18 protein-coding genes are annotated in these 21721 nt (G+C 71.1%); 13 read left to right on the top strand and 5 right to left on the bottom strand.

Annotated features, from left to right (window positions below; translation table 11 throughout):
* The first annotated feature begins 39 nt into the window (after nucleotides 1–39).
* From FR742_RS13650 to FR742_RS13680, 7 genes are all read left to right on the top strand, one after another.
* Nucleotides 40–1017 (top strand): sugar ABC transporter permease, encoded by a 978-nt coding sequence (locus FR742_RS13650; protein WP_222708922.1) that lies wholly within the window; start codon nucleotides 40–42, stop codon nucleotides 1015–1017.
* Nucleotides 1018–1030: 13 nt separating this feature from the next.
* Nucleotides 1031–1930 carry a carbohydrate ABC transporter permease gene (locus FR742_RS13655; RefSeq protein ID WP_222708923.1) on the top strand — a complete coding sequence of 300 codons (900 nt, stop codon included), beginning with the start codon at nucleotides 1031–1033 and terminating at the stop codon, nucleotides 1928–1930.
* The gene (locus tag FR742_RS13660; RefSeq protein ID WP_148031315.1) at nucleotides 1927–4554 is read left to right on the top strand and encodes a Tat pathway signal sequence domain protein; all 2628 of its coding nucleotides are present in this window, start codon (nucleotides 1927–1929) and stop codon (nucleotides 4552–4554) included. The genes FR742_RS13655 and FR742_RS13660 overlap by 4 nt, the downstream gene beginning before the upstream one ends.
* A 122-nt stretch (nucleotides 4555–4676) precedes the next feature.
* Nucleotides 4677–6275 (top strand): ABC-F family ATP-binding cassette domain-containing protein, encoded by a 1599-nt coding sequence (locus tag FR742_RS13665; RefSeq protein ID WP_148031316.1) that lies wholly within the window; start codon nucleotides 4677–4679, stop codon nucleotides 6273–6275.
* A gap of 113 nt (nucleotides 6276–6388) precedes the next feature.
* Nucleotides 6389–6604: a helix-turn-helix domain-containing protein gene (locus tag FR742_RS13670; protein ID WP_020547488.1), complete on the top strand. Its 216-nt coding sequence runs from the start codon at nucleotides 6389–6391 to the stop codon at nucleotides 6602–6604.
* Between the two features lie 119 nt (nucleotides 6605–6723).
* Nucleotides 6724–7557: an enoyl-CoA hydratase/isomerase family protein gene (locus tag FR742_RS13675; protein WP_148031317.1), complete on the top strand. Its 834-nt coding sequence runs from the start codon at nucleotides 6724–6726 to the stop codon at nucleotides 7555–7557.
* 90 nt (nucleotides 7558–7647) lie between these two features.
* Nucleotides 7648–9534 carry an ABC transporter ATP-binding protein gene (locus FR742_RS13680; RefSeq protein ID WP_148031318.1) on the top strand — a complete coding sequence of 629 codons (1887 nt, stop codon included), beginning with the start codon at nucleotides 7648–7650 and terminating at the stop codon, nucleotides 9532–9534.
* Here FR742_RS13680 and FR742_RS13685 read toward each other — a convergent pair.
* The gene (locus FR742_RS13685; protein ID WP_148031319.1) at nucleotides 9506–10387 is read right to left on the bottom strand and encodes a sulfotransferase; all 882 of its coding nucleotides are present in this window, start codon (nucleotides 10385–10387) and stop codon (nucleotides 9506–9508) included. The two genes, FR742_RS13680 and FR742_RS13685, sit on opposite strands and share 29 nt — an antisense overlap.
* Before the next feature lie 30 nt (nucleotides 10388–10417).
* Here FR742_RS13685 and FR742_RS13690 point away from each other — a divergent pair, with 30 nt between their 5' ends.
* Nucleotides 10418–11332: an LD-carboxypeptidase gene (locus tag FR742_RS13690; RefSeq protein WP_261808511.1), complete on the top strand. Its 915-nt coding sequence runs from the start codon at nucleotides 10418–10420 to the stop codon at nucleotides 11330–11332.
* 40 nt (nucleotides 11333–11372) lie between these two features.
* A complete protein-coding gene (locus FR742_RS13695) occupies nucleotides 11373–12230 on the top strand; it encodes a hypothetical protein (RefSeq protein ID WP_148031320.1) in 858 nt (285 codons plus the stop codon).
* 3 nt (nucleotides 12231–12233) lie between these two features.
* Here the strand turns inward: FR742_RS13695 and FR742_RS13700 are convergent, their stop codons facing one another.
* Together FR742_RS13700 and FR742_RS13705 are read right to left on the bottom strand one after the other, a co-directional pair.
* Nucleotides 12234–14003, bottom strand: coding sequence for a glycoside hydrolase family 15 protein (locus FR742_RS13700; RefSeq protein ID WP_148031321.1), 1770 nt, complete (start codon nucleotides 14001–14003; stop codon nucleotides 12234–12236).
* A 15-nt stretch (nucleotides 14004–14018) separates the two neighbouring features.
* A complete protein-coding gene (locus FR742_RS13705) occupies nucleotides 14019–14621 on the bottom strand; it encodes a YitT family protein (RefSeq protein ID WP_148031322.1) in 603 nt (200 codons plus the stop codon).
* A gap of 63 nt (nucleotides 14622–14684) precedes the next feature.
* Between FR742_RS13705 and FR742_RS13710 the strand changes: the two genes are divergently transcribed.
* A complete protein-coding gene (locus FR742_RS13710) occupies nucleotides 14685–16115 on the top strand; it encodes a PLP-dependent aminotransferase family protein (RefSeq protein WP_148031323.1) in 1431 nt (476 codons plus the stop codon).
* Nucleotides 16116–16119: 4 nt separating this feature from the next.
* Here the strand turns inward: FR742_RS13710 and FR742_RS13715 are convergent, their stop codons facing one another.
* Both FR742_RS13715 and FR742_RS13720 read right to left on the bottom strand, forming a co-directional pair.
* Nucleotides 16120–16728, bottom strand: a complete 609-nt coding sequence (locus FR742_RS13715; protein ID WP_148031324.1) for a trimeric intracellular cation channel family protein — start codon at nucleotides 16726–16728, stop codon at nucleotides 16120–16122.
* A 10-nt stretch (nucleotides 16729–16738) separates the two neighbouring features.
* Complete coding sequence (locus tag FR742_RS13720) at nucleotides 16739–18232, bottom strand: peptide MFS transporter (protein ID WP_148031325.1); 1494 nt, start codon at nucleotides 18230–18232, stop codon at nucleotides 16739–16741.
* A 135-nt stretch (nucleotides 18233–18367) separates the two neighbouring features.
* Here FR742_RS13720 and FR742_RS13725 point away from each other — a divergent pair, with 135 nt between their 5' ends.
* The 3 genes from FR742_RS13725 to FR742_RS13735 all read left to right on the top strand — a co-directional run bounded on the left by FR742_RS13725 (nucleotide 18368) and on the right by FR742_RS13735 (nucleotide 21682).
* The gene (locus tag FR742_RS13725; protein WP_148031326.1) at nucleotides 18368–20203 is read left to right on the top strand and encodes a long-chain fatty acid--CoA ligase; all 1836 of its coding nucleotides are present in this window, start codon (nucleotides 18368–18370) and stop codon (nucleotides 20201–20203) included.
* Nucleotides 20204–20272: 69 nt separating this feature from the next.
* The gene (locus tag FR742_RS13730; protein ID WP_148031327.1) at nucleotides 20273–21079 is read left to right on the top strand and encodes a hypothetical protein; all 807 of its coding nucleotides are present in this window, start codon (nucleotides 20273–20275) and stop codon (nucleotides 21077–21079) included.
* Nucleotides 21080–21205: 126 nt separating this feature from the next.
* A complete protein-coding gene (locus FR742_RS13735) occupies nucleotides 21206–21682 on the top strand; it encodes a hypothetical protein (protein WP_148031328.1) in 477 nt (158 codons plus the stop codon).
* Nucleotides 21683–21721: the final 39 nt, after the last annotated feature.

The following is a 21721-nucleotide window of genomic DNA, read 5'->3' on the forward strand; positions in this document are numbered from 1 at the left end:
GGGGGCCACCCGGGCCTCTCCTTTCGAAAGGAGGCCGCCGTGGCCACCGATCTGGCGTCGCCCGTCACCGAGGCGGCCCCCAAGAACAACCGGGACGGATCCGGCAGGGTGTCGGTCCGCGCGGCGCTGACGCGCTACCGCTGGCTGTACGTGATGCTCATCCCCGGCCTGGCCTACTTCGCGATCTTCAGATATCTGCCGTTGTACGGCCTGACCATCGCCTTCCAGGACTTCGTGCCGTTCCTCGGCTACTCCGGCAGCCCCTGGGTCGGCCTCAAGCACTTCGAGGCGCTGTTCACCGGGCCGGACTTCGCGCGCCTGCTCTTCAACACCCTGTTCCTCGCCCTGCTGACCGCGATCTTCGTCTTCCCGGCGCCGATCATCCTGGCGCTGCTGCTGAACGAGCTGCGGGTCAGCGTCTACAAGCGGTACGTGCAGTCGCTCATCTACATCCCGCACTTCCTGTCCTGGACCATCGTCTTCTCGCTGACGTACCTGCTGTTCGCGGTGGACTTCGGCGTGATCGCGGGCTGGATCCACAGCCTGACCGGCGGCGGCCCCAAGGTCGACTACATGGCCCAGCCGGAGTGGTTCAGGCCGCTGGTCATCCTGCAGCTGCTGTGGAAGACGTCAGGCTGGGGGACGATCATCTATCTGGCCGCGCTGGCCAGCGTGGACACCCAGCTGTACGAGGCGGCGCGGATGGACGGCGCCGGCCGCTTCCGGCAGTTCTGGCACGTCACGCTGCCGGCGATCCGGCCCACGATCGTGGTCATGGCGATCCTGACCTCCGGCAACCTCCTCGACCAGAGCTTCGAGCAGATCTGGCTGCTCACCAACTCGCTGAACCGCTCGACGGCGGAGGTGTTCGACACCTTCGTCTACTACGTCGGCATCGCCGGGGGCGGCTACAGCTACGCCACGGCGGTCGGCCTGTTCAAGGGCATCGCCGGCGTCATCCTGATCTTCGGCGCCAACTGGCTGGCCAAGCGCATGGGCCAGCGCGGACTTTTCTGAGGAGCGCGCGGCCGTGTCCGACAAGAAACCTGCCAACACGCCGATCAAGCACTACAGCTCGCTCGGCAGCCGCGTGTTCGACACGCTCAACGTCGTCGTGCTCGGCGCGGTGGCGCTGGTCACCGTGCTCCCGTTGTTCTACGTGCTCGCCGGGTCGTTCGCGACCGAGGCGGAGATCTCCACCCGGCCGTTCTTCCTGTGGCCGGAGAAGTTCGTCACGAGCACATACGAGTACATCTTCGCCAACGACACCATGCTGCGGGCACTGCTCACCACCATCGCGGTGACCGCCGTGGGGACGGTGCTGCAGGTCGCGCTGACCTTCACCATGGCCTACCCGCTGTCGAAGCGTTACCTGCCCGGCCGCACCCTGGTGCTCAACCTGGTCGTCTTCACGCTGGTCTTCGGCGGCGGGATCGTGCCGACCTACCTGGTGGTGCGCGACCTGGGGATGCTGGACAGCTACTGGGCGCTGATCCTGCCGCTGGCGATCAACCCCTTCTACCTGATCATCGTGAAGTCGTTCTTCCAGGAACTGCCCCAGGCCCTGGAGGAGGCGGCGCGGATCGACGGCTGCAACGAGCTCGGCGTCTTCTTCAAGATCGTCATGCCGCTGTCGAAGCCCATCATCGCCACGTTCTCGCTGTTCTACGCGGTGGGCATCTGGAACGACTACATGTCGCCGCTGCTCTACATCAACGACAACGACAAATGGACCCTGCAGGTGCTGGTCCGGCAGCTCACCAGCCCCGACGCGGCCAACGCCATCAGCGCGCTGGACACGGTGTTCTTCCCCGCGAGGGGTCTGATGTTCGCGGTCGTGGTGATCGCCACGCTGCCGATCCTGTTCTTCTACCCGTTCCTGCAGAAACACTTCGCCAAGGGCGTGCTGATCGGGTCGGTGAAGGAGTGACCGGAGCGGAGACCTCGCTGCGCTGGCTGGACCGTCCGGGCGGCGGGCAGGGGGTGACCTGGGGCGTGCCATGGCCGCGCGGCGCCGTCGCCCCCGGCGTCCCCTTCGCCCTGACCGGCCCCGGCGGGGGAGAGGTGCCGGTGCAGAGCTGGGTGACCGCCACCTGGCCGGACGGCTCGGTCAAGTGGTCCGCCCACGCCGCGGCGGCCGCCGGGGAGGACGCGTACGTCCTCGTACCGGGAAGGGAGCCCGCGGCGCCGCACGTGCCCGTCACCGTCACCCGCGAGGGCGGCCTGATCAGGGTGAGCACCGGGACCGTCGCCTGGACGATCGAGCCGTCGGGGGACACGCTGGTCCGCTCCGCCGGGCGGGACGGCAGGGAGATCCTCCGCGACGTCCGCCTCGTCAGCCTGCGCCAGGACGGGCCCACCCCCGACGACGGGGGCGCGGTCCGACGGGAGAGCGCCACGGGACGGATCGAGCGGGTCACCGTGGAACAGGACGGGCCGGTGCGCGCGGTGATCAGGGCGGAGGGCCGGCACGGCGACTGGCTGCCCTTCACCGTCCGCCTCTACTTCTACGCGGGCGCCGAGGACGTGCGGATCGCGCACACGTTCGTCTGGGACGGCGACCCCGGCCGCGACTTCCTCGCCGGGCTGGGCCTGCGGGCCGGCGTCGTGATGCGGGACGAGCTCCACGACCGGCACATCCGGCTGGCCGGCCGCGACGGCTTCCTCACCGAGGCGGTGCGCGGCCTGACCGGCCTGCGCCGCGACCCCGGCGAGCGGGTGCGGCGCGCCCAGGTCGAGGGCCGCCCGTGCGGGCCCGTCGGCAACCCGGAGGTGGCCGGCCGCCTGCACCTCGTCCCCGCCTGGAACGACTACACGCTCGACCAGAACTCCGCCGACGGCTACCTGATGCGCAAGCGCACCGCCGAAGGCCACGCGTGGGTGACGATCCCGTCCGGGACCCGCTCGGCCGGGTACGGCTACGCCGGCGGCACGAGCGGCGGCCTCGGCTTCGGCCTGCGCGACTTCTGGCGCCTCCACCCGGCCAGGCTCGACGTCCGCGACGCCGCCACCGGCCTGGCCACCGCCACGGTCTGGCTCTGGTCGCCGTCCGCGCCCGCCATGGACCTGCGGTTCTGGCACGACGGCCTGGGCCAGGACACCTTCGCCGAGCAGCTCGAAGGCCTGGAGATCACGTACGAGGACCACGAACCCGGCTTCGGCGACCCGTACGGCATCGCCCGCACCCACGAGCTGACCCTGCGCGTGTACGGGGCCACGCCCGCGCACCCGGACCTGGCCGCGCACGCGGCCGCGATGAACGAGCCGCCGCTGCTGGTCGCGAGCCCGGAGCGGATCAGGGCGGCGGGCGTGTTCGGCGACTGGGCGCCGCCCGACCGCGCCACCTCCGCCCGCGCCGCGATCGAGGACCGCCTGGACTTCCTGTTCGACCTGTACGCGCGCGAGCGCGAGCAGCGCCGCTGGTACGGGTTCTGGGACTACGGCGACGTCATGCACACCTACGACGCCGACCGGCACACCTGGCGCTACGACGTCGGCGGCTACGCCTGGGACAACTCCGAGCTGTCGCCGGACCTGTGGCTGTGGTACCAGTTCCTGCGCACCGGGCGGGCCGACGTGTTCCGCTTCGCCGAGGCCATGACCCGCCACACCGGCGAGGTCGACGTCTACCATCTGGGCCGGTGGAAGGGCCTGGGCAGCCGGCACAACGTGCAGCACTGGGGGTGCAGCTGCAAGCAGTTGCGGATCTCCAGCGCCGCCTACCGTCGTTTCCTCTACTACCTGACCGCCGACGAGCGCACCGGCGACCTGCTCGACGAGGTGGCCGAAGCTGAGGAGGCGTACGCGGCGCTCGACCCGCTGCGCAAGGTCCGTGAGGACGACTACACGCCGGACCCGTCGGCGCTGTCGGTCGGGCTCGGCGCCGACTGGGGCGCGCTCGCCGCCGCCTGGCTGACCCGCTGGGAGCGCTACGGCGACGGGCGGGCCAGGGACAAGCTGCTGCGCACCATGGCCGGCATCGGCGCGCTGCCCAACGGGTTCCTCACCGGCGAGGCCCGCCTCGACCTGGACACCGGCCGGTTCGACACCTCGCGCGACACCGTCTCGGTCTCGCACCTGTCGGCGGTCTTCGGCCTGTCCGAGGTGTGCTCCGAACTGCTCTCGCTCGGCCTGGACGTGCCCGGATTCGAACGGGCGTGGCTCGACTACTGCCGCCTCTACCTCGCCACGCCCGAGGCGCAGGCCGCCGAGACCGGCCGCCCGCTGACCGGGATCTCGCTGATCCAGGCGCACAGCCGCCTGGCCGCCTACGCCGCCGCCCGGCTCGACGACGCGGACCTGGCCGCGCTGGCCTGGCGCAGGTTCTTCCACGATGAGGGCGACCAGCTCAACAGCAACCCCTTGCAACGTGAACCCGACTGGCGGCTGACCCGGGTCGAGGGGCCGCACGTGCCCGCCGCCCTCTGGGACGCGCCGTTCGTCAGCACCAACGACGCCGCCCAGTACGGCCTCGCCGCGATCCAGAACCTGGCCCTGATCGCCCGGCACCTGCCGGAATCGAACGACGGCCCCCCGGCGTTCCCTCGTACGTGACGCTTCGAGCGAAGGCGGAGCTCCAGGCACGGGCCCTACACTGATCCGTATGCACACTCCCGATTGACCGGCGTCGCTCGCCCTCATCCCTCGTTTCCTAGCTCGGGAGTGCTTCGTCAATCATGATCATTGCCACTGACATCGAACTGCGTGCGGGCTCGCGCCTCCTCATCGAGAACGCCTCCTTCCGGGTCAACCCCGGCGACAAGATCGGGCTCGTCGGGCGCAACGGCGCCGGCAAGACGACGCTGACCAAGGTGGTGGCAGGCGAGGCGCTGCCCGCCGCCGGCACCGTCACCCGCACCGGCAGCGTCGGCTACCTGCCGCAGGACCCCCGCACGGGCGACCTGGAGGTGCTGGCCCGCGACCGCGTCCTGTCGGCAAGGGGCCTGGACGAGGTGCTGCGCAAGCTGCGCGAGGCCGAGGCCGGCATGTCCTCCGCCGACGAGCGCACCCGCGAGAAGGCCGTCAGGCAGTACGGCCGCCTGGAGGACCAGATGCACGTGCTCGGCGGCTACGCCGCGGAGTCGGAGGCGGCCTCCATCGCCTCCAGCCTCGGCCTGGCCGACCGGGTGCTCGGGCAGCCGCTGAAAACGCTTTCTGGCGGCCAGCGCAGGCGGGTGGAATTGGCGAGAATTCTTTTCAGCGGGGCGGAAACTCTCCTTCTCGACGAGCCGACAAACCACCTAGATGCGGACTCAATCGGGTGGCTTCGTGATTTTTTGCGCTCTCATCAGGGCGGCTTGGTGATCATCAGCCACGACGTCCAGCTTCTTGAAGCCACGGTCAACAAGGTGCTCCACCTCGACGCCAACCGGTGCGTCGTCGATCACTACAACGTCGGCTGGAAGGCCTACCTCGCCCAGCGCGAGACCGACGAGAAGCGCCGCAAGCGCGAGCGCGCCAACGCCGAGAAGCAGGCCGGCGCGCTCCTCTCGCAGGCCGACAAGATGCGCGCCAAGGCCACCAAGGCGAAGGCCGCGCAGGACATGATGCGCCGCGCGCACCGCCTGCTGGCCTCCACCGAGGAGGAGCGCGTGAGCGACAAGGTCGCCCGGCTGCGCTTCCCCGATCCCCAGCCGTGCGGCCGCACCCCGCTGATGGCGGAGGGCCTGTCCAAGTCCTACGGGTCCCTGGAGGTCTTCACCGACGTCGACGTGGCCATCGACCGAGGTCACCGGGTGGTCATCCTCGGGCTCAACGGCGCCGGCAAGACCACGCTGCTGCGCCTGCTGGGCGGGGTGGAGCGGCCCGACACCGGGGAGATCCGGCCGGGCCACGGGCTGAAGATCGGCTATTACGCCCAGGAGCACGAGACGCTCGACAGTGACAGAACCGTCCTGGAGAACATGCGTTCGGCAGGCGGAACGTTCACTGACGCCGAGCTGCGCAAGGTCCTCGGCTCGTTCCTGTTCACCGGGGACGACGCCGACAAGCCCGCCGGAGTCCTGTCCGGAGGCGAGAAGACCCGCCTGGCGCTGGCCACGCTGGTGCTGTCGAGCGCGAATGTCCTGCTGCTCGACGAGCCGACGAACAACCTCGATCCGGTCAGTCGTGAGCAGGTTCTCAACGCTCTGAGGTCGTATTCAGGAGCGATCGTGCTGGTGACCCATGACGAGGGTGCCGTTGACGCCCTGTCACCGGATAGGGTGATCTTGCTGCCAGACGGAACTGAAGACGCGTGGAGCGAGGAATTTTCCGATCTTGTGGCACTTGCCTGATCTTAATTTGGGTGGGTACGGATCTTTTCCCGTGGAGTAGGTAGCCGATCCCGCTGAAATGACTGATCATGGCGGAGTAACGCTGCGGAAGTCCGGCACTACAGGAGGTACTCGTGGCCGAGACACTGAAGAAGGGCACCCGGGTGACGGGGGCCGATCGCGAGAAACTGGCCGGCGATCTGAAGAAGCGCTATGCCGCGGGCGAGAGCATCCGCGCCCTGGCGGCTTCGACCGGCCGGTCCTACGGGTTCATCCACCGCATCCTCAGCGAGTCCGGGGTGACTCTGCGCGGACGCGGAGGGGCGACCCGGGGCAAGTCCAAGCGCTGACGGCCGCCTCGGAACGCGCGACCGCAGCCGCTCGTCCCTAGTCAGCCTGCCGTCGCGCCCGGGCCAGAATCTCATTCTGTAAGCTCGGGCGCGACGGTACAGCGAGGAGGGCAGCGGTGATGGGCGACGCGAAGGCGCCACAGCAGCGCGGGGGGTACGCGGAGGAGGTTTCCGCCGAGGAGCTGGCGGAGATCGGCCTGCGCTACGAGGTGGACGGTGAGATAGCCACGGTCACTCTGAACCGGCCGGACAAGCGGAACGCGCAGACGTCCGCGACCTGGTCGGCTCTTGCACGCATCGGCGCCGGCCTGCCGGAGCAGGTGCGCGTGGTCGTGGTGAAAGGTGAGGGACCGTCCTTCTCGGCAGGCATCGACCTGCGGATGTTCACGAAAGAAGGGGTGCCGGGGCAGGGCTCGTTCGGCTCGGCCGGCAGGCAGGACGACAGCTCGCTCAAGCGACTGGTCGACCAGGCTCAGCAGGGTTTCCTGTGGCTGCGCCGCCCCGAGATCGTCTCCATCGCGGCCGTGCAGGGTCACGCGATCGGTGCGGGCTTCCAGCTCGCGCTCTCCTGCGACCTGCGGATCGTGGCCGACGATGTCAAGTTCTGCATGAAAGAGCCCGCGCTCGGGCTGGTGCCCGATCTGACCGGCACCAAGCCCCTGGTGGAGCTGGTGGGCCTGGCCAAGGCGATCGACATCTGCCTGACGGCCAGGATCGTGGAAGCCGACGAAGCCTTCCGCATCGGCCTGGCCGAACACGTGGTCGCGGGGGGCGACCTCGACAAGGCCGTGGCCGACAAGGCCGCGCAACTGCTGTCGACCAACCGGGACGCGGCGGCCGCGACCAAGCGGCTCCTTCAGGGCGCGTCCGCGCGCACCCTGGAGGAGCAGAGAGCCGCGGAGGGCGCCGAGCAGGCCGAACGCCTCAGGGCCCTCTTCAACGCCCAGTCTTGACGGGGCGGGGCGGTTTCGCCAGAAGCTGATAAGGGAATCGACGGACGGCCCCGCGACGCTTAGCTGGGGGAGTGAGAGGATTTCCCCTGGATGGCGATGATGGGAGGGGGTTTCGGCCCCCAAGTGTGGGCGTCGCTGCGGCGGGACGGCTCGGTGACCAAGCAGCGGCTCGCGCCCGGCACGGTGCGGCGGATCGCCGGCTATGCCCGCCCCTACCGGCGGCAGATCGCGGCGTTCCTGCTGCTGGTGGTGGCGGGCGCGGTCGTCGTCGTGGCCAACCCGCTGCTCATGAAGGCCATCATCGACGACGGCATCCTGCCGAAGCGGACCGGAGTGGTGATCGGCCTGGCGGTGGCGATCGCCACGCTGGCGGTCGTCGACGCCGGGCTGACCCTGGCGCAACGGTGGTTCTCCGCCCGCATCGGCGAGGGCCTGATCTACGACCTGCGCACCGAGGTCTTCGACCACGTGCAGCGGATGCCGGTGGCGTTCTTCACCCGGGCCCAGACCGGGGCGCTGGTGTCACGGCTCAACACCGACGTGATCGGCGCCCAGCGGGCGCTGACCAGCACGCTGTCGTCCGTGGTGTCCAACATCGTCAGCCTCGTCCTGGTGCTCGCCGCCATGCTCGTGCTGTCGTGGCAGGTGACGCTGGTCGCCCTGGTGCTGCTGCCGATCTTCATCGTGCCCGCCAAGTGGGTCGGCCGCCGCATGTCGGCGCTGACCCGCGAGCAGATGCAGCTCGACGCCGAGATGAGCAGCGTCACCACCGAACGGTTCAACGTGGCCGGCGCGATGGTGGCCAAGCTCTACGGCCGGCCCGAGGACGACGCCGCCGTCTTCGGTGAGCGCGCCGCCCGGGTGCGCGACATCGGGGTGCGGGTCGGCATGTACGCCGCCGTCTTCCGGGTCGCGCTCGGCCTGGTCGCCGCCCTGGCGACGGCGCTGGTGTACGGGATCGGCGGCGTGCTGGCCGTGGGCGACGTGTTCGAGCTGGGCACGCTCGTCGCCCTGGCCGCGCTGCTCATGCGCCTGTACGGGCCGCTCACGTCGCTGTCGAACGTGCACGTCGACGTGATGACGGCCCTGGTGAGCTTCGACCGGGTCTTCGAGATCCTCGACCTGAAGCCGATGGTGGCCGAGCGGCCCGGCGCCCGTCCGGTGCCGGACGGCCCGGTCACGATCGAGTTCGACGACGTGAGCTTCCGCTACCCGTCGGCGGATGAGGTGTCGCTGGCGTCCCTGGAGTCGGTCGCCAAGCAGGACACCGGCCCGTCGGCGCAGGTGCTCGACGGCGTGACCTTCACCGCCGAGCCCGGCAGGCTCATCGCCCTGGTCGGCCACTCCGGCGCCGGCAAGACCACGATCACCTCGCTCGTCTCCCGGCTCTACGACGTCACCGGCGGAGCCGTCCGGATCAACGGCCTGGACGTGCGCGACGCCACGCTCGCCTCGCTGCGCGACACCGTGGGCGTGGTCATGCAGGACCCCCACCTGTTCCACGACACGATCGGGGCCAACCTGCTCTACGCCCGCCCCGGCGCGAGCGAGGAGGAGATGTGGGCGGCGCTGCGGGCCGCGCAGATCGGCGAGCTGGTCGAGGCGCTGCCCGACCAGCTGGAGACCGTGGTCGGCGAGCGCGGTTACCGGCTGTCCGGCGGCGAGAAGCAGCGCCTGGCGCTGGCCCGGCTGCTGCTCAAGGCGCCGCGCGTGGTCGTGCTCGACGAGGCGACCGCCCACCTGGACTCGGAGTCGGAGGCGGCCGTGCAGCAGGCGCTCAAGACCGCGCTGACGGGCCGCACCTCGCTGGTGATCGCGCACCGGCTCTCCACGATCAGGGAGGCCGACGAGATCCTGGTCGTGAACGCCGGCCGCGTCGCCGAGCGCGGCCGCCACGAGGAGTTGCTGGCCCGCGGCGGGCTGTACGCCGAGCTCTACCGCACCCAGTTCAGCTCGTCAGGTAGCCCAGCCGGGTGAGCTCCTGGCGGGCCACCTTCTCCACCAGCTCGGCGTCCTCCGCCCGCAGGCGGGCGCGCCAGCCGCCCACCCGGGGCGCGGGCGCGTACAGGGCGACCTTCGGCACCCGGGTGTCCAGGAACTCCGACAGCCTGGCCGCCTCCTGCGCGGGTCTGAGCGCCAGGTCCTCGTAGCGGACCGTGATGAGCTGGTCCTCCGGCAGCTCCTGGCGGAGGGTCGCGTTCAGCCGCACCGCGCTGCGCCAGCGCAGCGCGCTCTTGCCGGCCACCGGCATGGTCTTCCAGCGGTCGCGGTGCTCGTCGCGGTTGACGCCGAGGAACTCGTTGGGGAACTCGGTGTCCTCCGGCAGCATCACGGGCTTGAACCAGGCCAGGCAGGCCGGGTCGTCGAGCATGTCGGCGGTGACGTCCCGGCCGTCGCGGATGAGCTGCACGAACCGCGCGTCGGGGAAGGCGCGCCGCAGCACGGGCACGGCGTAGAGCAGGTCGGGGCTGGCGTCGCCGAACCTGGTGACCTCGCCGGTCGCCACGCACGGGCCGGTGCTGGTCACGCCGCCCGCCTCCCGGCAGGCGTCGGAGCACAGCCCGCACGAGCCGTTCAGCACCTGCCACGACTCGGCCAGCGCGTCACGCAGCACCCGCACCGCGCCGGAGGTGCGGCCGATCGACGGCCGGCGGGCGAAGGCGTACACCACGTGCGCCACGCACGCGCGGCCCGTCGTCAGGTGGAACCCGGGCGCCCGTTTGAGGGCGCGGGCCAGCAGGTCCGTGCCCGAGTGCGGGGCGCCGACCAGGAACACCGGCCTGCGGACCTTGATGCCGTTGACCACGAGGATGTGGGGCGGAAGTCGCATACGAGAGGTAAGTGTGACACCGTTTTCCGGGTGATAGAGACAACCGGATTCTTGCACCATGACGCCACCGTCGCCGTCGTGTCCCCGTCGGGCCCGGCGGACGCCGCCGTGCTGAAGCGGGGGGTCGAGCGCCTGGAGGGGCTCGGCATGAAGGTCATCGTCGGCCCGCACGCGCTCGACCGCCAGGATCTGCCCTACCTGGCCGGTGAGGACGCGGCGCGGGCGGCCGACCTGCAGGCGGCGTGGTGCGATCCGGCGGTGTCCGCGGTGTTCTGCGCCAGGGGCGGCTACGGCGCGGCCCGGCTGCTCGGCCTGATCGACTGGGACGCGATGCGGGCCGCCGGGCCGAAGGTGCTCATCGGCTCCAGCGACATCACCGCGCTGCACCAGGCGTTCGCCGTGGAGCTGGGCGTGCCCACGCTGCACGGCCCGATGCCCGGCAACGTGCTGATCGGCGGCGAGCAGGGCCCCGAGCCGGTCACCTGGGACGCGATGCTCGCGGCCCTGTCCGGCGCCGCCGCGCCGGTCACGGGCGATCGGGTGCTGGTGCCCGGCCGGGCCGAAGGGGTGCTGACCGGCGGTAACCTGTCGCTGCTGGCCTCGCTGTGCGGCACGCGCCACCAGCCGTCGTTCGACGGCCGGATCGCGTTCCTCGAAGACATCGGCGAGGAGCCCTACCGCGTCGACCGCATGCTCACCCAGCTCCTGCAGGCCGGCGCGTTCGCGGGCGTGCGGGGGATCGCGCTCGGGTCCTGGGTCGACTGCGGCGATCCCTACCCGGTGCTCCGTGACCGCCTGGAGCCGCTCGGGGTGCCGGTCGTCGCGGGGCTTCCCGTAGGGCATGGATCGCCCCAGATGAGTGTGTGGCTTGGGGCTCTTGGGGCTATTGATACCGAATCGTGCTCCCTGACCGGCCCCTACTGGAACGAGGACCAGGCAAGGTAGGACAAGAAGGGGACAAAACCGACAGAAAGGGACACGGCGCGTGCCATCCTTCCAACAGGAGCCCTCGCGACGATCGGTGGAGGACGTCGACCTCGACTCGCTGCTCGCCCTCGTCACCGAGTCCCTCGGCTACACCTGCGTGTTCGCGGCCGACGGCGCCTCCCTGACCATGCGCGGCCCCCGGGAGATCCGGGTCAGGCTGACCGGGTTGCGCAGGGAGGCGGTCCGCCGGGCCCGCGAGGACTGGCCGACGCTCGTCTCCGAGCACCTGGCGCACGCCGTGGCGGGCGGCCCGCTCGACTACTGCGACCTGGAACAGGTCCGGCCGCTGCTGACCACCCGCGTGGAGCCGGCCGGTGAGGTGGCCGACCCCGCCCGGGTGGTTGGCCGCCACCTCAACGGCGACCTGGTCGAACTGCTCGCCGTCGGCGACCGCCCGGTACGGCCCGAGGAGGCCGGCTGCTGGCCGGTGCCGGCCGCGCGGGCGCTGGAGCTGGCCGTGTCCAACGTGCGGCTCGGCGTGCGGCTGACCACCGAGTCCGTCGAGCTGTCGGGCACCCCGGTCACCCGGCTCACCGCGGCGACCCCGGCCGCCGCGACTCACCTGCGCTGGCTGGAGGAGTATCTCCCGGTGCCCGCCGACGGGGCGCTGGTCGTCCTGCCCGACCCGTACACCCTGCTCGTCCACCCGGTCGACGGGATCGGCGTGGTGCGCGCGATCGAGCGGCTGCGCGTGCACGCCGCCCGCACCGGCGGGCTCAGCTCGCAGGTCTACTGGTGGCACGACGGCCGGCTCGCGCTCATCAGGGCCGACATCGAGCTGCGGCAGGGCCAGACGAGGCTGGTCGTGGCCCCGCCGCCGGAGTTCGCCGAAGTGCTCGCCAGGCTGGCCGTCTAGGGCTCACATGAGCTTCGACAGCGCCCGCGCCGCGTGGATCAGCGGGACGTGCGAGAACGCCTGCGGGAAGTTGCCCACCAGCCTGTCGTAGCGCGGGTCGTACTCCTCGGCCAGCAGCCCGACGTCGTTGCGCAGCGCCAGCAGCCGGTCGAACAGCTCGGCCGCCTCCTCCTTGCGCCCCTGCATGGCCATGACCTCGACCAGCCAGAAGCTGCACGCCAGGAACGCGCCCTCGCCGCCGGGCAGCCCGTCGACGTCGTTGTCCTCGGCCACCGGGTAACGCAGCACGAAACCGTCGGCCATCAGCTCCTTCTCGATGGCGGCGACCGTGCCCGTCACCCGGGGGTCGTCGATCGGCAGGAACCCGAGCATGGGGATGAGCAGCAGCGCCGCGTCCAGCTCGTGGGAGCCGTAGGACTGGGTGAAGGTGTTGCGGTGCGGGTCGTAGCCCTTGTCGCAGATCTCGGTGTGCATCTTGTCGCGCGCCGCGCGCCAGCGGTCGGCCGGGCCGGTGCGGTCGAACCGCTCGACGTACTTGACCGCCCGGTCGAGGGCCACCCAGCACATCACCTTCGAGTGCACGAAGTGGCGGCGCGGGCCGCGCACCTCCCACAGGCCCTCGTCCGGCTCGTCCCAGTGTTCCTCGACGTAGTCGAGCAGCTTGCGCTGGATCGACCAGGCCCGCTCGTCCGGCCCCAGACCGGAGGTACGGGCGAGGTACAGCGAGCTCATCACCTCGCCGTACACGTCGAGCTGGAGCTGGTCGACCGCCTGGTTGCCGATCCTGACCGGACGGGAGCGCTCGTAGCCGTCGAGCCAGCCGAGCTCCAGCTCCGGCAGCCGGCGCTCGCCCGCGACCCCGTACATGATCTGCAGGTCCTGCGGCCGGCCCGCGATGGCGCGCAGCAGCCACGCCCGCCACGCGGCGGCCTCCTCCAGGTAGCCGGAGCCGATGAGCGCGTCCAGCGTCATGGTCGCGTCGCGCAGCCAGCAGTAGCGGTAGTCCCAGTTGCGCACGCCGCCGATGTCCTCGGGCAGGGAGGTGGTGGGCGCGGCCACGATGCCGCCCGTGGGGGAGTAGGTGAGCGCCTTGAGCGTGATCAGGGAGCGGACCACGGCGTCGCGCCACCTGTCCGGCCCCTGGTAGGAGCAGGCGCCCACCCAGTCGCGCCACATGACCTCGGTCTGCACGAGCTGGTCCTCGCACTCGATCTGGGGCGGCATCGGCTCGTGTGACGGGTGCCAGGTGAACACGAACGGCAGCCGGTCGCCCGCCTTCACCTCGAAGGTCGCGGTGTGCGCGTAGTCGCCGCCGCGCAGCGGGATCGGGGAGTGGAGCCAGGCCGAGTCGGGGCCGCCGACGGCCTGCAGGTGGCCGCCGTTGCGGCGCATCCACGGCACGATCCGGCCGTAGTCGAAGCGGACCCGCAGCTGGGTGGACATCTCGACGGTGCCCGACACCCCTTCCACGATGCGGACCACGTCGGGGTTGACGTCGCGCGGCGGCATGAAGTCGATCACCCGGACGGTGCCGGTGGGGGTGTCCCACTCGCTCTCCAGGATCAGCGTGTCAGGCCGGTAGCGGCGCCGGTCGGCCGGCCGCCTGCCGGCCGGGCCGAGCCACCAGTGTCCGTTGCGGTCGTTGCCGAGCAGGGCGGCGAAGCAGGCTGGGGAGTCGAACCTGGGCAGGCAGAGCCAGTCGATGGAGCCGTCCCTGCCGACCAGAGCCGCCGACTGCATGTCACCGATGAGCGCGTAGTCCTCGATCCGCATGCCCCGACACTAACCTCAATCGAGCGGGAACCAGCGGGTGAAGAGCTGGGTGAGCGGTCCGATGGCGAGCGCGAAGGCCAGGGTGCCGAGCCCCGCCGTGCCGCCGAGCAGCCATCCGGCGGCCAGCACGGTGATCTCGATGAGGAACCGGCTCAGCCGCACCGAGAGGCCGAGCTTGGTCAGGCCGGTCATGATGCCGTCACGCGGGCCCGCGCCCATCCTGGCGCTGATGTACAGGACCGTGGCCAGCGCGACGGACGTCACGCCGAGCGCGACATAGAGCCAGCCGACGACCGGGTTCCCGGGGGAGGGCAGCAGGTGGAGCGCGGCGTCGGCGAACAGGCCGATGAAGATCACGTTGCTGATCGTGCCGAAGCCGGGCCGCTGCCGCAGCGGTATCCAGAACAGCATGACCACCGCGCCCACTATGATGATCATGGTTCCGATGGAGAGGCCGGTCCACAGCGCGGTCCCCTGGTGGAAGACGTCCCAGGGGCCGTTGCCGAGGCCGGATTCGATCTGGAGCCCGATGCCGCCCCCGTAGAGCGCCAGGCCGCCGTAGAGGCGGAGCAGGCGTCCGGGCAGGGAACCGGCATGCGGGATGGTCGCTTCGCTCATGATGACCTCACCGTGGCACATGGCCGGTTTGCCAAGACAGGGCCAATCCTGAAAAGTGGCCTTATGCGGTTTCTTTCGGCAGGTCAGGTGGCCCGGCTCGTCGACGCCGGTCCGCACGCGCGGCCCTACTACCGGGCGCTCGCCGACGCGATGCGCGCCGCCGTCATGGGCGGGCAGATCCCGGTCCGGGTACGCATGCCGGCCGAACGCGACCTGGCCAGGACGCTCGGCGTCAGCCGCACCACCGTGACCGCCGCCTACGACCTGCTGCGCGAGCGCGGCTTCCTGGAGAGCAGGCAGGGCTCGGGAAGCTGGACCGCGCTGCCCGACCCGGCCGTCACCGCCGACAACCCGTGGCTCGCCGTCGACGGCGAGGGCCTCATCCAGTTGCACGCCGCCGCCCCGCCCGCGCCGTCCGCGCTGCGCGCGGCCATGGCGCAGGCCGTCGAGGAGGTGCCCAGGTACGGCATGGGCAACGGCTACCACCCGCTCGGGCTGCCCGTGCTGCGCGAGCGGATCGCCGCCCGCTACACCGAGCGCGGCCTGGCCACCCGCCCGGAGCAGATCCTCGTCACCACCGGCTCGCAGCACGCCATCATGGTGGTGCTCGGCGTGCTGGCCGGCGCCGGCGACGCGATCATCGTGGAGTCGCCCACCTACCCGCACGCCATCGACGCCGCCCGCCGGCTCGGCGCCCGGGTCACGTCCGTCGGCGTCTCCTCGGGCGGCTGGCCGGAGGACCTGGTCTCCGGCGCGATGCGGCAGGCCGCCGCCCGGCTCGCCTACCTCATGCCCGACTTCCAGAACCCGACCGGCGCGCTCATGGACGACGCCACCAGGTCCGCCGTCGTGGGCGCCGCCAGGCGGGCCGGCACCTTCCTGCTCGTCGACGAGACCTGGTCGGAGCTGGCCCTGGACGAGGTGCCGCGCACCGCGCCGATGGCCGCGTTCGACACCGGCGGCACCGTGATCAGCATCGGCTCGGCGTCCAAGCTGTGGTGGGGCGGGCTGCGCATCGGCTGGATCCGCACCACGGCCGCGCTCGCCCGCCGGATGGCGCAGCACCGGGCGTCGGTCGACATCGCCAGCCCGGTGCTGGAGCAGCTCGTCGTGGCCGCGCTGTTCGAGCGCCTGGCGCAGACCAGGGCCGAGCGCCGCCGCACGCTGCGCGCCTCGCGCGACGCGCTCGTGACCGAGCTGCGCGCACGGCTGCCGGGCTGGGAGTTCGCGGTGCCGCCGGGCGGCGGCACGCTCTGGATCCGGCTCGACTCCGGCTCGGCCGTCTCCCTCGCCGAGGCCGCCGCCTGCCATGGCGTACGGATCGCGCCCGGCCCCTGGTTCGGCCTGGAGGGGACGCTGGACGGCTACCTGCGGCTGCCCTTCACCCAGCCGCCCCAGGTGCTGAGGGAGGCGGTCACCCGGCTGCACACGGCCAGGCGCCTCGGCCTCACCGGGGCGGTGCGCAGGCCGGACGCGCTGAGTCCTATGGTCTGAGGGCTCATTCGCCGACGCCGCGGGCCAGGGGGGCGCGCCAGTTGTACCGCATAGCGGCGATGCGCAGCCCGAAGGTCAGCACCGCCGCCCCCAGCGCCACCGGCCAGCCGTTCAGCCCGGCCCACGACATCCCGGCCATCGCCGCCGAGCCGATGAGCGCGGGGACCGCGTACAGCTGCCTGTCGTACAGCAGCGTGGGGATCTCGCCCGCGAGCACGTCGCGCAGCATGCCGCCGCCCACGCCGGTGGTGACGCCGAGCAGGGTGGCGTGCAGCGGGCTGAGCCCGTACTCCATCGCCTTGGCGGTGCCGACGGCGCAGAACAGGCCGAGCCCGGCCGCGTCCAGCACCAGGATGAGCGGCATCACCCGGGTGACGTGCGGATGCCAGAAGAACACCACGGTCGCCGCCGCCAGCGGCACCAGCACGTAGCCGAGACTCTGGAAGGCCACCGGGGAGACGTTCAGCACCAGGTCGCGCATGATGCCGCCGCCGAGCGCGGTGATCTCCGCCAGCACCGCCATGCCCACCACGTCCAGACGTTTGCGCACCCCCATCAGCGCGCCGGTGAGCGCGAAGACGAAGATGCCGACGAGATCGAAGAGTTCTGCCACGCTGGACTGTCTACCGGACCGGCGGCATCGCGGGTGGCGCGTGGTGCTCGGCCATCATGGCGCGCAGCTTGCGGTTGAACGCGAACAGCCCCAGCCCCGCGACGATCGCCATCGCGGCCAGCACCAGGTAGTAGGCCGGTTCGGACATCACGTCGCCGAGCCGCCCGGTCTGCCCGCCGACCGCGTCGCCCACCGACACCGCGATGAACCAGACCCCCAGCATCTGGCCCTTGAACGCGCGCGGCGCCAGCTTGGTCGTCACCGACAGCCCCACCGGGCTGAGCGCCAGCTCGCCGAACACCTGCACCAGGTAGACCAGCACCAGCCACCACACCGACACCCGGCCGCTCTCCGCCAGGTTCGCCGCCGTCGCCATGACGACGAAGCTCAGCCCGACCATGACCAGCGCGAAGCCGAACTTCTGCGCCGTGCTCACCCGGTCGCCGAGCTTCACCCACAGCGCCGCGAACACCGGCACGAAGATCATGATGAAGAGCGGGTTGAACGACTGGGTGGTGGCCGCGTGGATCGGGATGCCGAACAGCGACAGGTCGGTGTTGTTCTCGGCGAAGAACAGCAGCTTGCTGGGCGCCAGGTCGTAGATCATCCAGAAGATCGAGGCGGCGGCGAACAGCCAGATGTAGGCCTTCATCCTGGACCGCTCGTCCTCGCTCAGGTCGTGCGCGCCCAGCATGATGTAGCCGAAGTAGGCGATCGGCACGGCGATGATCACCGCCGTCATCACCGCGGTGAACCGGCCGAGCGTGAACGTGCCCGTCGCCGCCCACGCGCCCAGCGCGATCGCCACCGCGGCCGCCACCCCCGCCGCCGTCAGCCCGACCCGCCGCAGCTCGTGCGGGCGCAGCGGGACCTCCGGCCGGTCGCCGACCCCGCGCAGGCTGACCCGGCCGCCGATCGTGTACTGCAGCAGGCCGAACGCCATGCCGACGGCCGCCGCGCCGAAGCCGAGATGCCACCGGTCGCCGGCCGCCAGCGAGCCGACCACGATCGGCGCGAAGAACGCGCCCAGGTTGATGCCCAGGTAGAACAGCGAGAACCCGGCGTCTCTGCGCGCGTCGTCGTCCTCCGGGTACAGCTTGCCCACCATGACGGAGATGTTGGGCTTGAGCAGCCCGGTGCCCAGGACGATCAGCAGCAGGCCGAGCCAGACGTAGGCCGGCGAAGGAACCGGGACGGCCATGCTGATGTGGCCGCACATGATGACGAACCCGCCCCAGAACACCGACCGGCGCGCGCCCAGGATCCGGTCCGCGATCCACCCGCCGGGCAGCGCCACCAGGTAGATCAGCGCGCCGTAGATGCCCACCACGGCCTGCGCGGTCTCCTGCGACAGGCCCAGCCCCTGATGGGCGGGGGAGGCGACCATGAACGTCGCCAGGATGGCGCGCAGCCCGTACCAGCTGAACCGCTCCCACATCTCCGTGCCGAACAGAGTCGCAAGCGCCCACGGGTGACCGAAGAACGTCTTGCCGTCGTTACCCATCCGGACCCTCCGGTCACAGGAAGCACGTGAATAATCACTGTACGTGACGGCTTCTCCAGATACTTGCCGCTACTCGCGCCGTGTGGTGCGATGCATCCCAGCTGCGCAAGTGATTACTGACTGAAGGCGGGTGTCATGGCCGACGTCCTCGAGGTGCGGGCGGAGATCGAACGTTCCATCGCCGGGCTCACCCTGTGCGAGCAGTTGAGAAAGACCGCCGAACAATACCCCGACGCCCCCGCCTACTCCGATCCGGACGGCGACGGCTGGTCCACCCTCACCTACGGCCAGGCCAGGGAGCGGGTCCTGGAGATCGCGGCCGGCTTCGCGGCCCTCGGGCTGGAGCCCGGCGACGCGGTCGCGCTCATGATGGTCAACCGGAGCGAGCACGTGCTCGCCGACCTCGGCGCGGTGCACGCCGGAGGCGTCGGCTGCACCATCTACGGCACGTTCGCGCCGGACCAGGTCGCCTTCGTGGCGGGCGACGTGGCCGCCAAGATCGCGGTGATCGGCGGGCCCGCCGAGCTGGCCCGCTGGGAGCCGTCGCTCGACCGGCTGCCGGACCTCCGCAAGATCATCATGCTGGAGGGGGCGCCGGAGGGCGACCGCTTCATGTCCTGGCAGGACTTCCTCGACCTGGGCAGGGCCCGGCTGGCGGAGGACCCCGCCGCGGTCGAGGCCCGCTGGCGGGCCGTCACCGCCGGCGACCCCGTCACCGTCCTCTACACCTCGGGCACCACCGGCCGGCCGAAGGGCGTCCCGCTCAGCCACGCCAACGTCTTCTACGAGGTGGCCTGCACCGACCGGATGGCGAACCTGCCGCTGGAAGGCACCCAGATCTCCTACCTGACCTACGCGCACATCGCCGAGCGGGTGCTCAGCCTGTACCTGCCGCTGGTCAAGGTCTCCCACGTCTACTTCTGCACCGACCTGGCCAACCTCGGCGCGACGCTCGGGCAGGTCAGGCCCGTGCTGTTCTTCGGCGTGCCGCGCGTGTGGGAGAAGATGATGGCCCGGCTGCTCGCGGTCATGTCCACCCAGCCGGAGGAGCAGCAGGCCGCCGTGCGCCAGGCCATGGCCGCCGGCGTCGCCTGGGTGGAGGCCGGACAGTACGGCCACACCATGACGCCGGAGATCGAGGCCGCGTACGAGAAGGCCGACAGCTCGCTGCTGTCGATCATCCGCGGCATGATCGGGTTCGACCGCGCGGAGTGGACCGCCACCGGCGCCGCGCCGCTCCCCGGCGAGGTGCAGCGCTTCTACGCCGGGCTCGGGCTCAAGGTCATCGACGTGTACGGGATGACCGAGACGACCGGGGCGTTCACCGGCAACGCCCCCGACTGCTACCGCCTGGGCACCGTGGGCAGGGCCGAGCCGGGCGCCGAGGTCCGCATCGCCGAGGACGGCGAGATCCTCACCCGGAGCCCGCTCAACACCAGCGGCTACCTCAACCGGCCGGAGGCCACGGCCGAGCTCATCGACGCCGACGGCTGGGTGCACACCGGCGACATCGGCACCGTCGACGAGGACGGCTTCTACCGGGTGGTCGACCGCAAGAAGGAGCTCATCATCACGGCCGGCGGGGAGAACATCTCGCCCGCCGAGATCGAGAACCACCTCAAGGAGCACCCGCTGATCGGCCAGGCGCTCGCGTACGGCGACCGCCGCCCCTACCCGGTGGCCATCCTCACCCTCGACGGCGAGATCGCCCCCGGCTGGGCGCAGTCGCGCGGCATCTCCTACACCACGCTCGCCGACCTGGCCGAGCACCCGGACGTGCTCAAGGAGGTGGGCGGCGCGGTGGAGACGGCCAACGCGAAGCTGGCCCGGGTGCAGCAGATCAAGAAGTGGGCGCTGCTGGGCACCGAGTGGACGCCCGAGAGCGAGGAACTGACGCCCAGCCTCAAGCTCAAGCGGCGGGTGGTGCACAGCAAGTACGGCGATCTGATCGAGAGCCTCTATACCGACTGAGCCGGTTTTGCCATCAGGGGCGTGTGTCGTGGCCCCGGTCATGGCCGAGCGGTTCCTACCGTCTTGCGCATGATCAGATGCCTACTTCTCGCCTCGTTCGCGGCGGCGGCGCTGAGCGTGCCCGCTCCGGCGTCCGCCGCCGAGGACGAGCCCGTCATCAGGGAGATCGACGTACGGCCCGCCGCGCCCGTCGTCGGAGCCGAGGACTCCGTCCGTCTGGTGATCGACGTGGTCGCCAGGGGAGTGAGCGGGCGGCACGGGGTCGTCGTCGAGGTCGAGCCGGGCGCTCCGCCGGGGCCGGTGCTCGACAGCCGCCGGCCGGTCCGGCCGCCCGCCGCGGACGAGCGCGAGGAAGGCCGGTTCCCCCAGGACGGGCCCGGCGAGCCCAAGTCGAGCGGGTCCATCGCGGCCACGATGGCCTCGCGCCTGGTCACCGACGGCTGGCAGACCTGGCGCTTCCTGCCCGACAAGCGGCTCAACCGCTTCTACCCGGCCGGCACCTGGACCGTGACCGTGACCGCCAGGGGCGAAGGGGGAGCGGAGCGGACCGAGTACGCCTCGTTCCAGCTCAGGCGGGAGACCAGGCTGGCGGCCGTGAAGGCGGAGCGTGACGCTGCGGGCGTGCGGGTGAGCGGCCGCCTGAAGAGGCTGGATCCGCGCGGCTACGCAGGATTCCTGCCGTTCCGCGAGCAGCGGGTCGAGATCCTGTGGCGGCGGGACGCGTCGGACGGCTGGGAACGCGCGGCCGAGGCCGTCACCGACGGCCAGGGCGGCTTCTCACGCACCGTGCCCGGCCGGGAGGGCGGCGAGTGGCGGGTCCGCTACCCCGGGAACGGTCAGCAGGCCGAGGACGACTCGAAGATCCACCAGTTGTAGGGACAGCCGGCGGCGTTGCGGAATCGTGATCGGCTTTACCAGAACTTTTCCTTACCCTTACGCGTCATTGGCGTTGACGCGCCCTGTCGTGGGGTGCGTCCTCCTACGGGGAAGGAAGTCACTTTCATGATGCGACGACTCGCCGCCGGAGTGGCGGCGGCCGCCATGGGCGCCGCGGTGCTCGCCGGCACGGCCACCCCCGCGATGGCCGACGACGAGGGCCGCACGCGCCTGCAGATCGACGTCAACCCCGAGCCCGCGTGGCGCGGTCAGCCGCTGTCGGTCAAGGGCAAGCTCTCGGTGAAGTGCGACGAGGACTACATCGACGGCTTCGTGTCGGTCCACCACGCCGACCACTGCGACGAGACGGGCACCTGGCACCACCTCGGCTGGAAGCGGATCGTCATCCTCTTCAAGCCGGCCGGCAGCGGCAGGTGGGAGCACGTCGACACGGTCAAGACCTACCGTGACGGCTCCTTCCACACCAAGGTCAGGGCCCGCACGTCCGGCACCTGGCGCGGGGTCTTCGAAGGCTCTCGCCACCTGGCGCCCTCCGAGGGCACCGACTGGGTGAAGGTCCTCGGCCACCGTCACCGCCACTGAGAAACGCACGATGTCGCCCGGTCCCCCCTCGCGGGGCGA

The organism is Nonomuraea sp. C10, assembly GCF_008017515.1.
GTDB lineage: Bacteria > Actinomycetota > Actinomycetes > Streptosporangiales > Streptosporangiaceae > Nonomuraea > Nonomuraea ferruginea.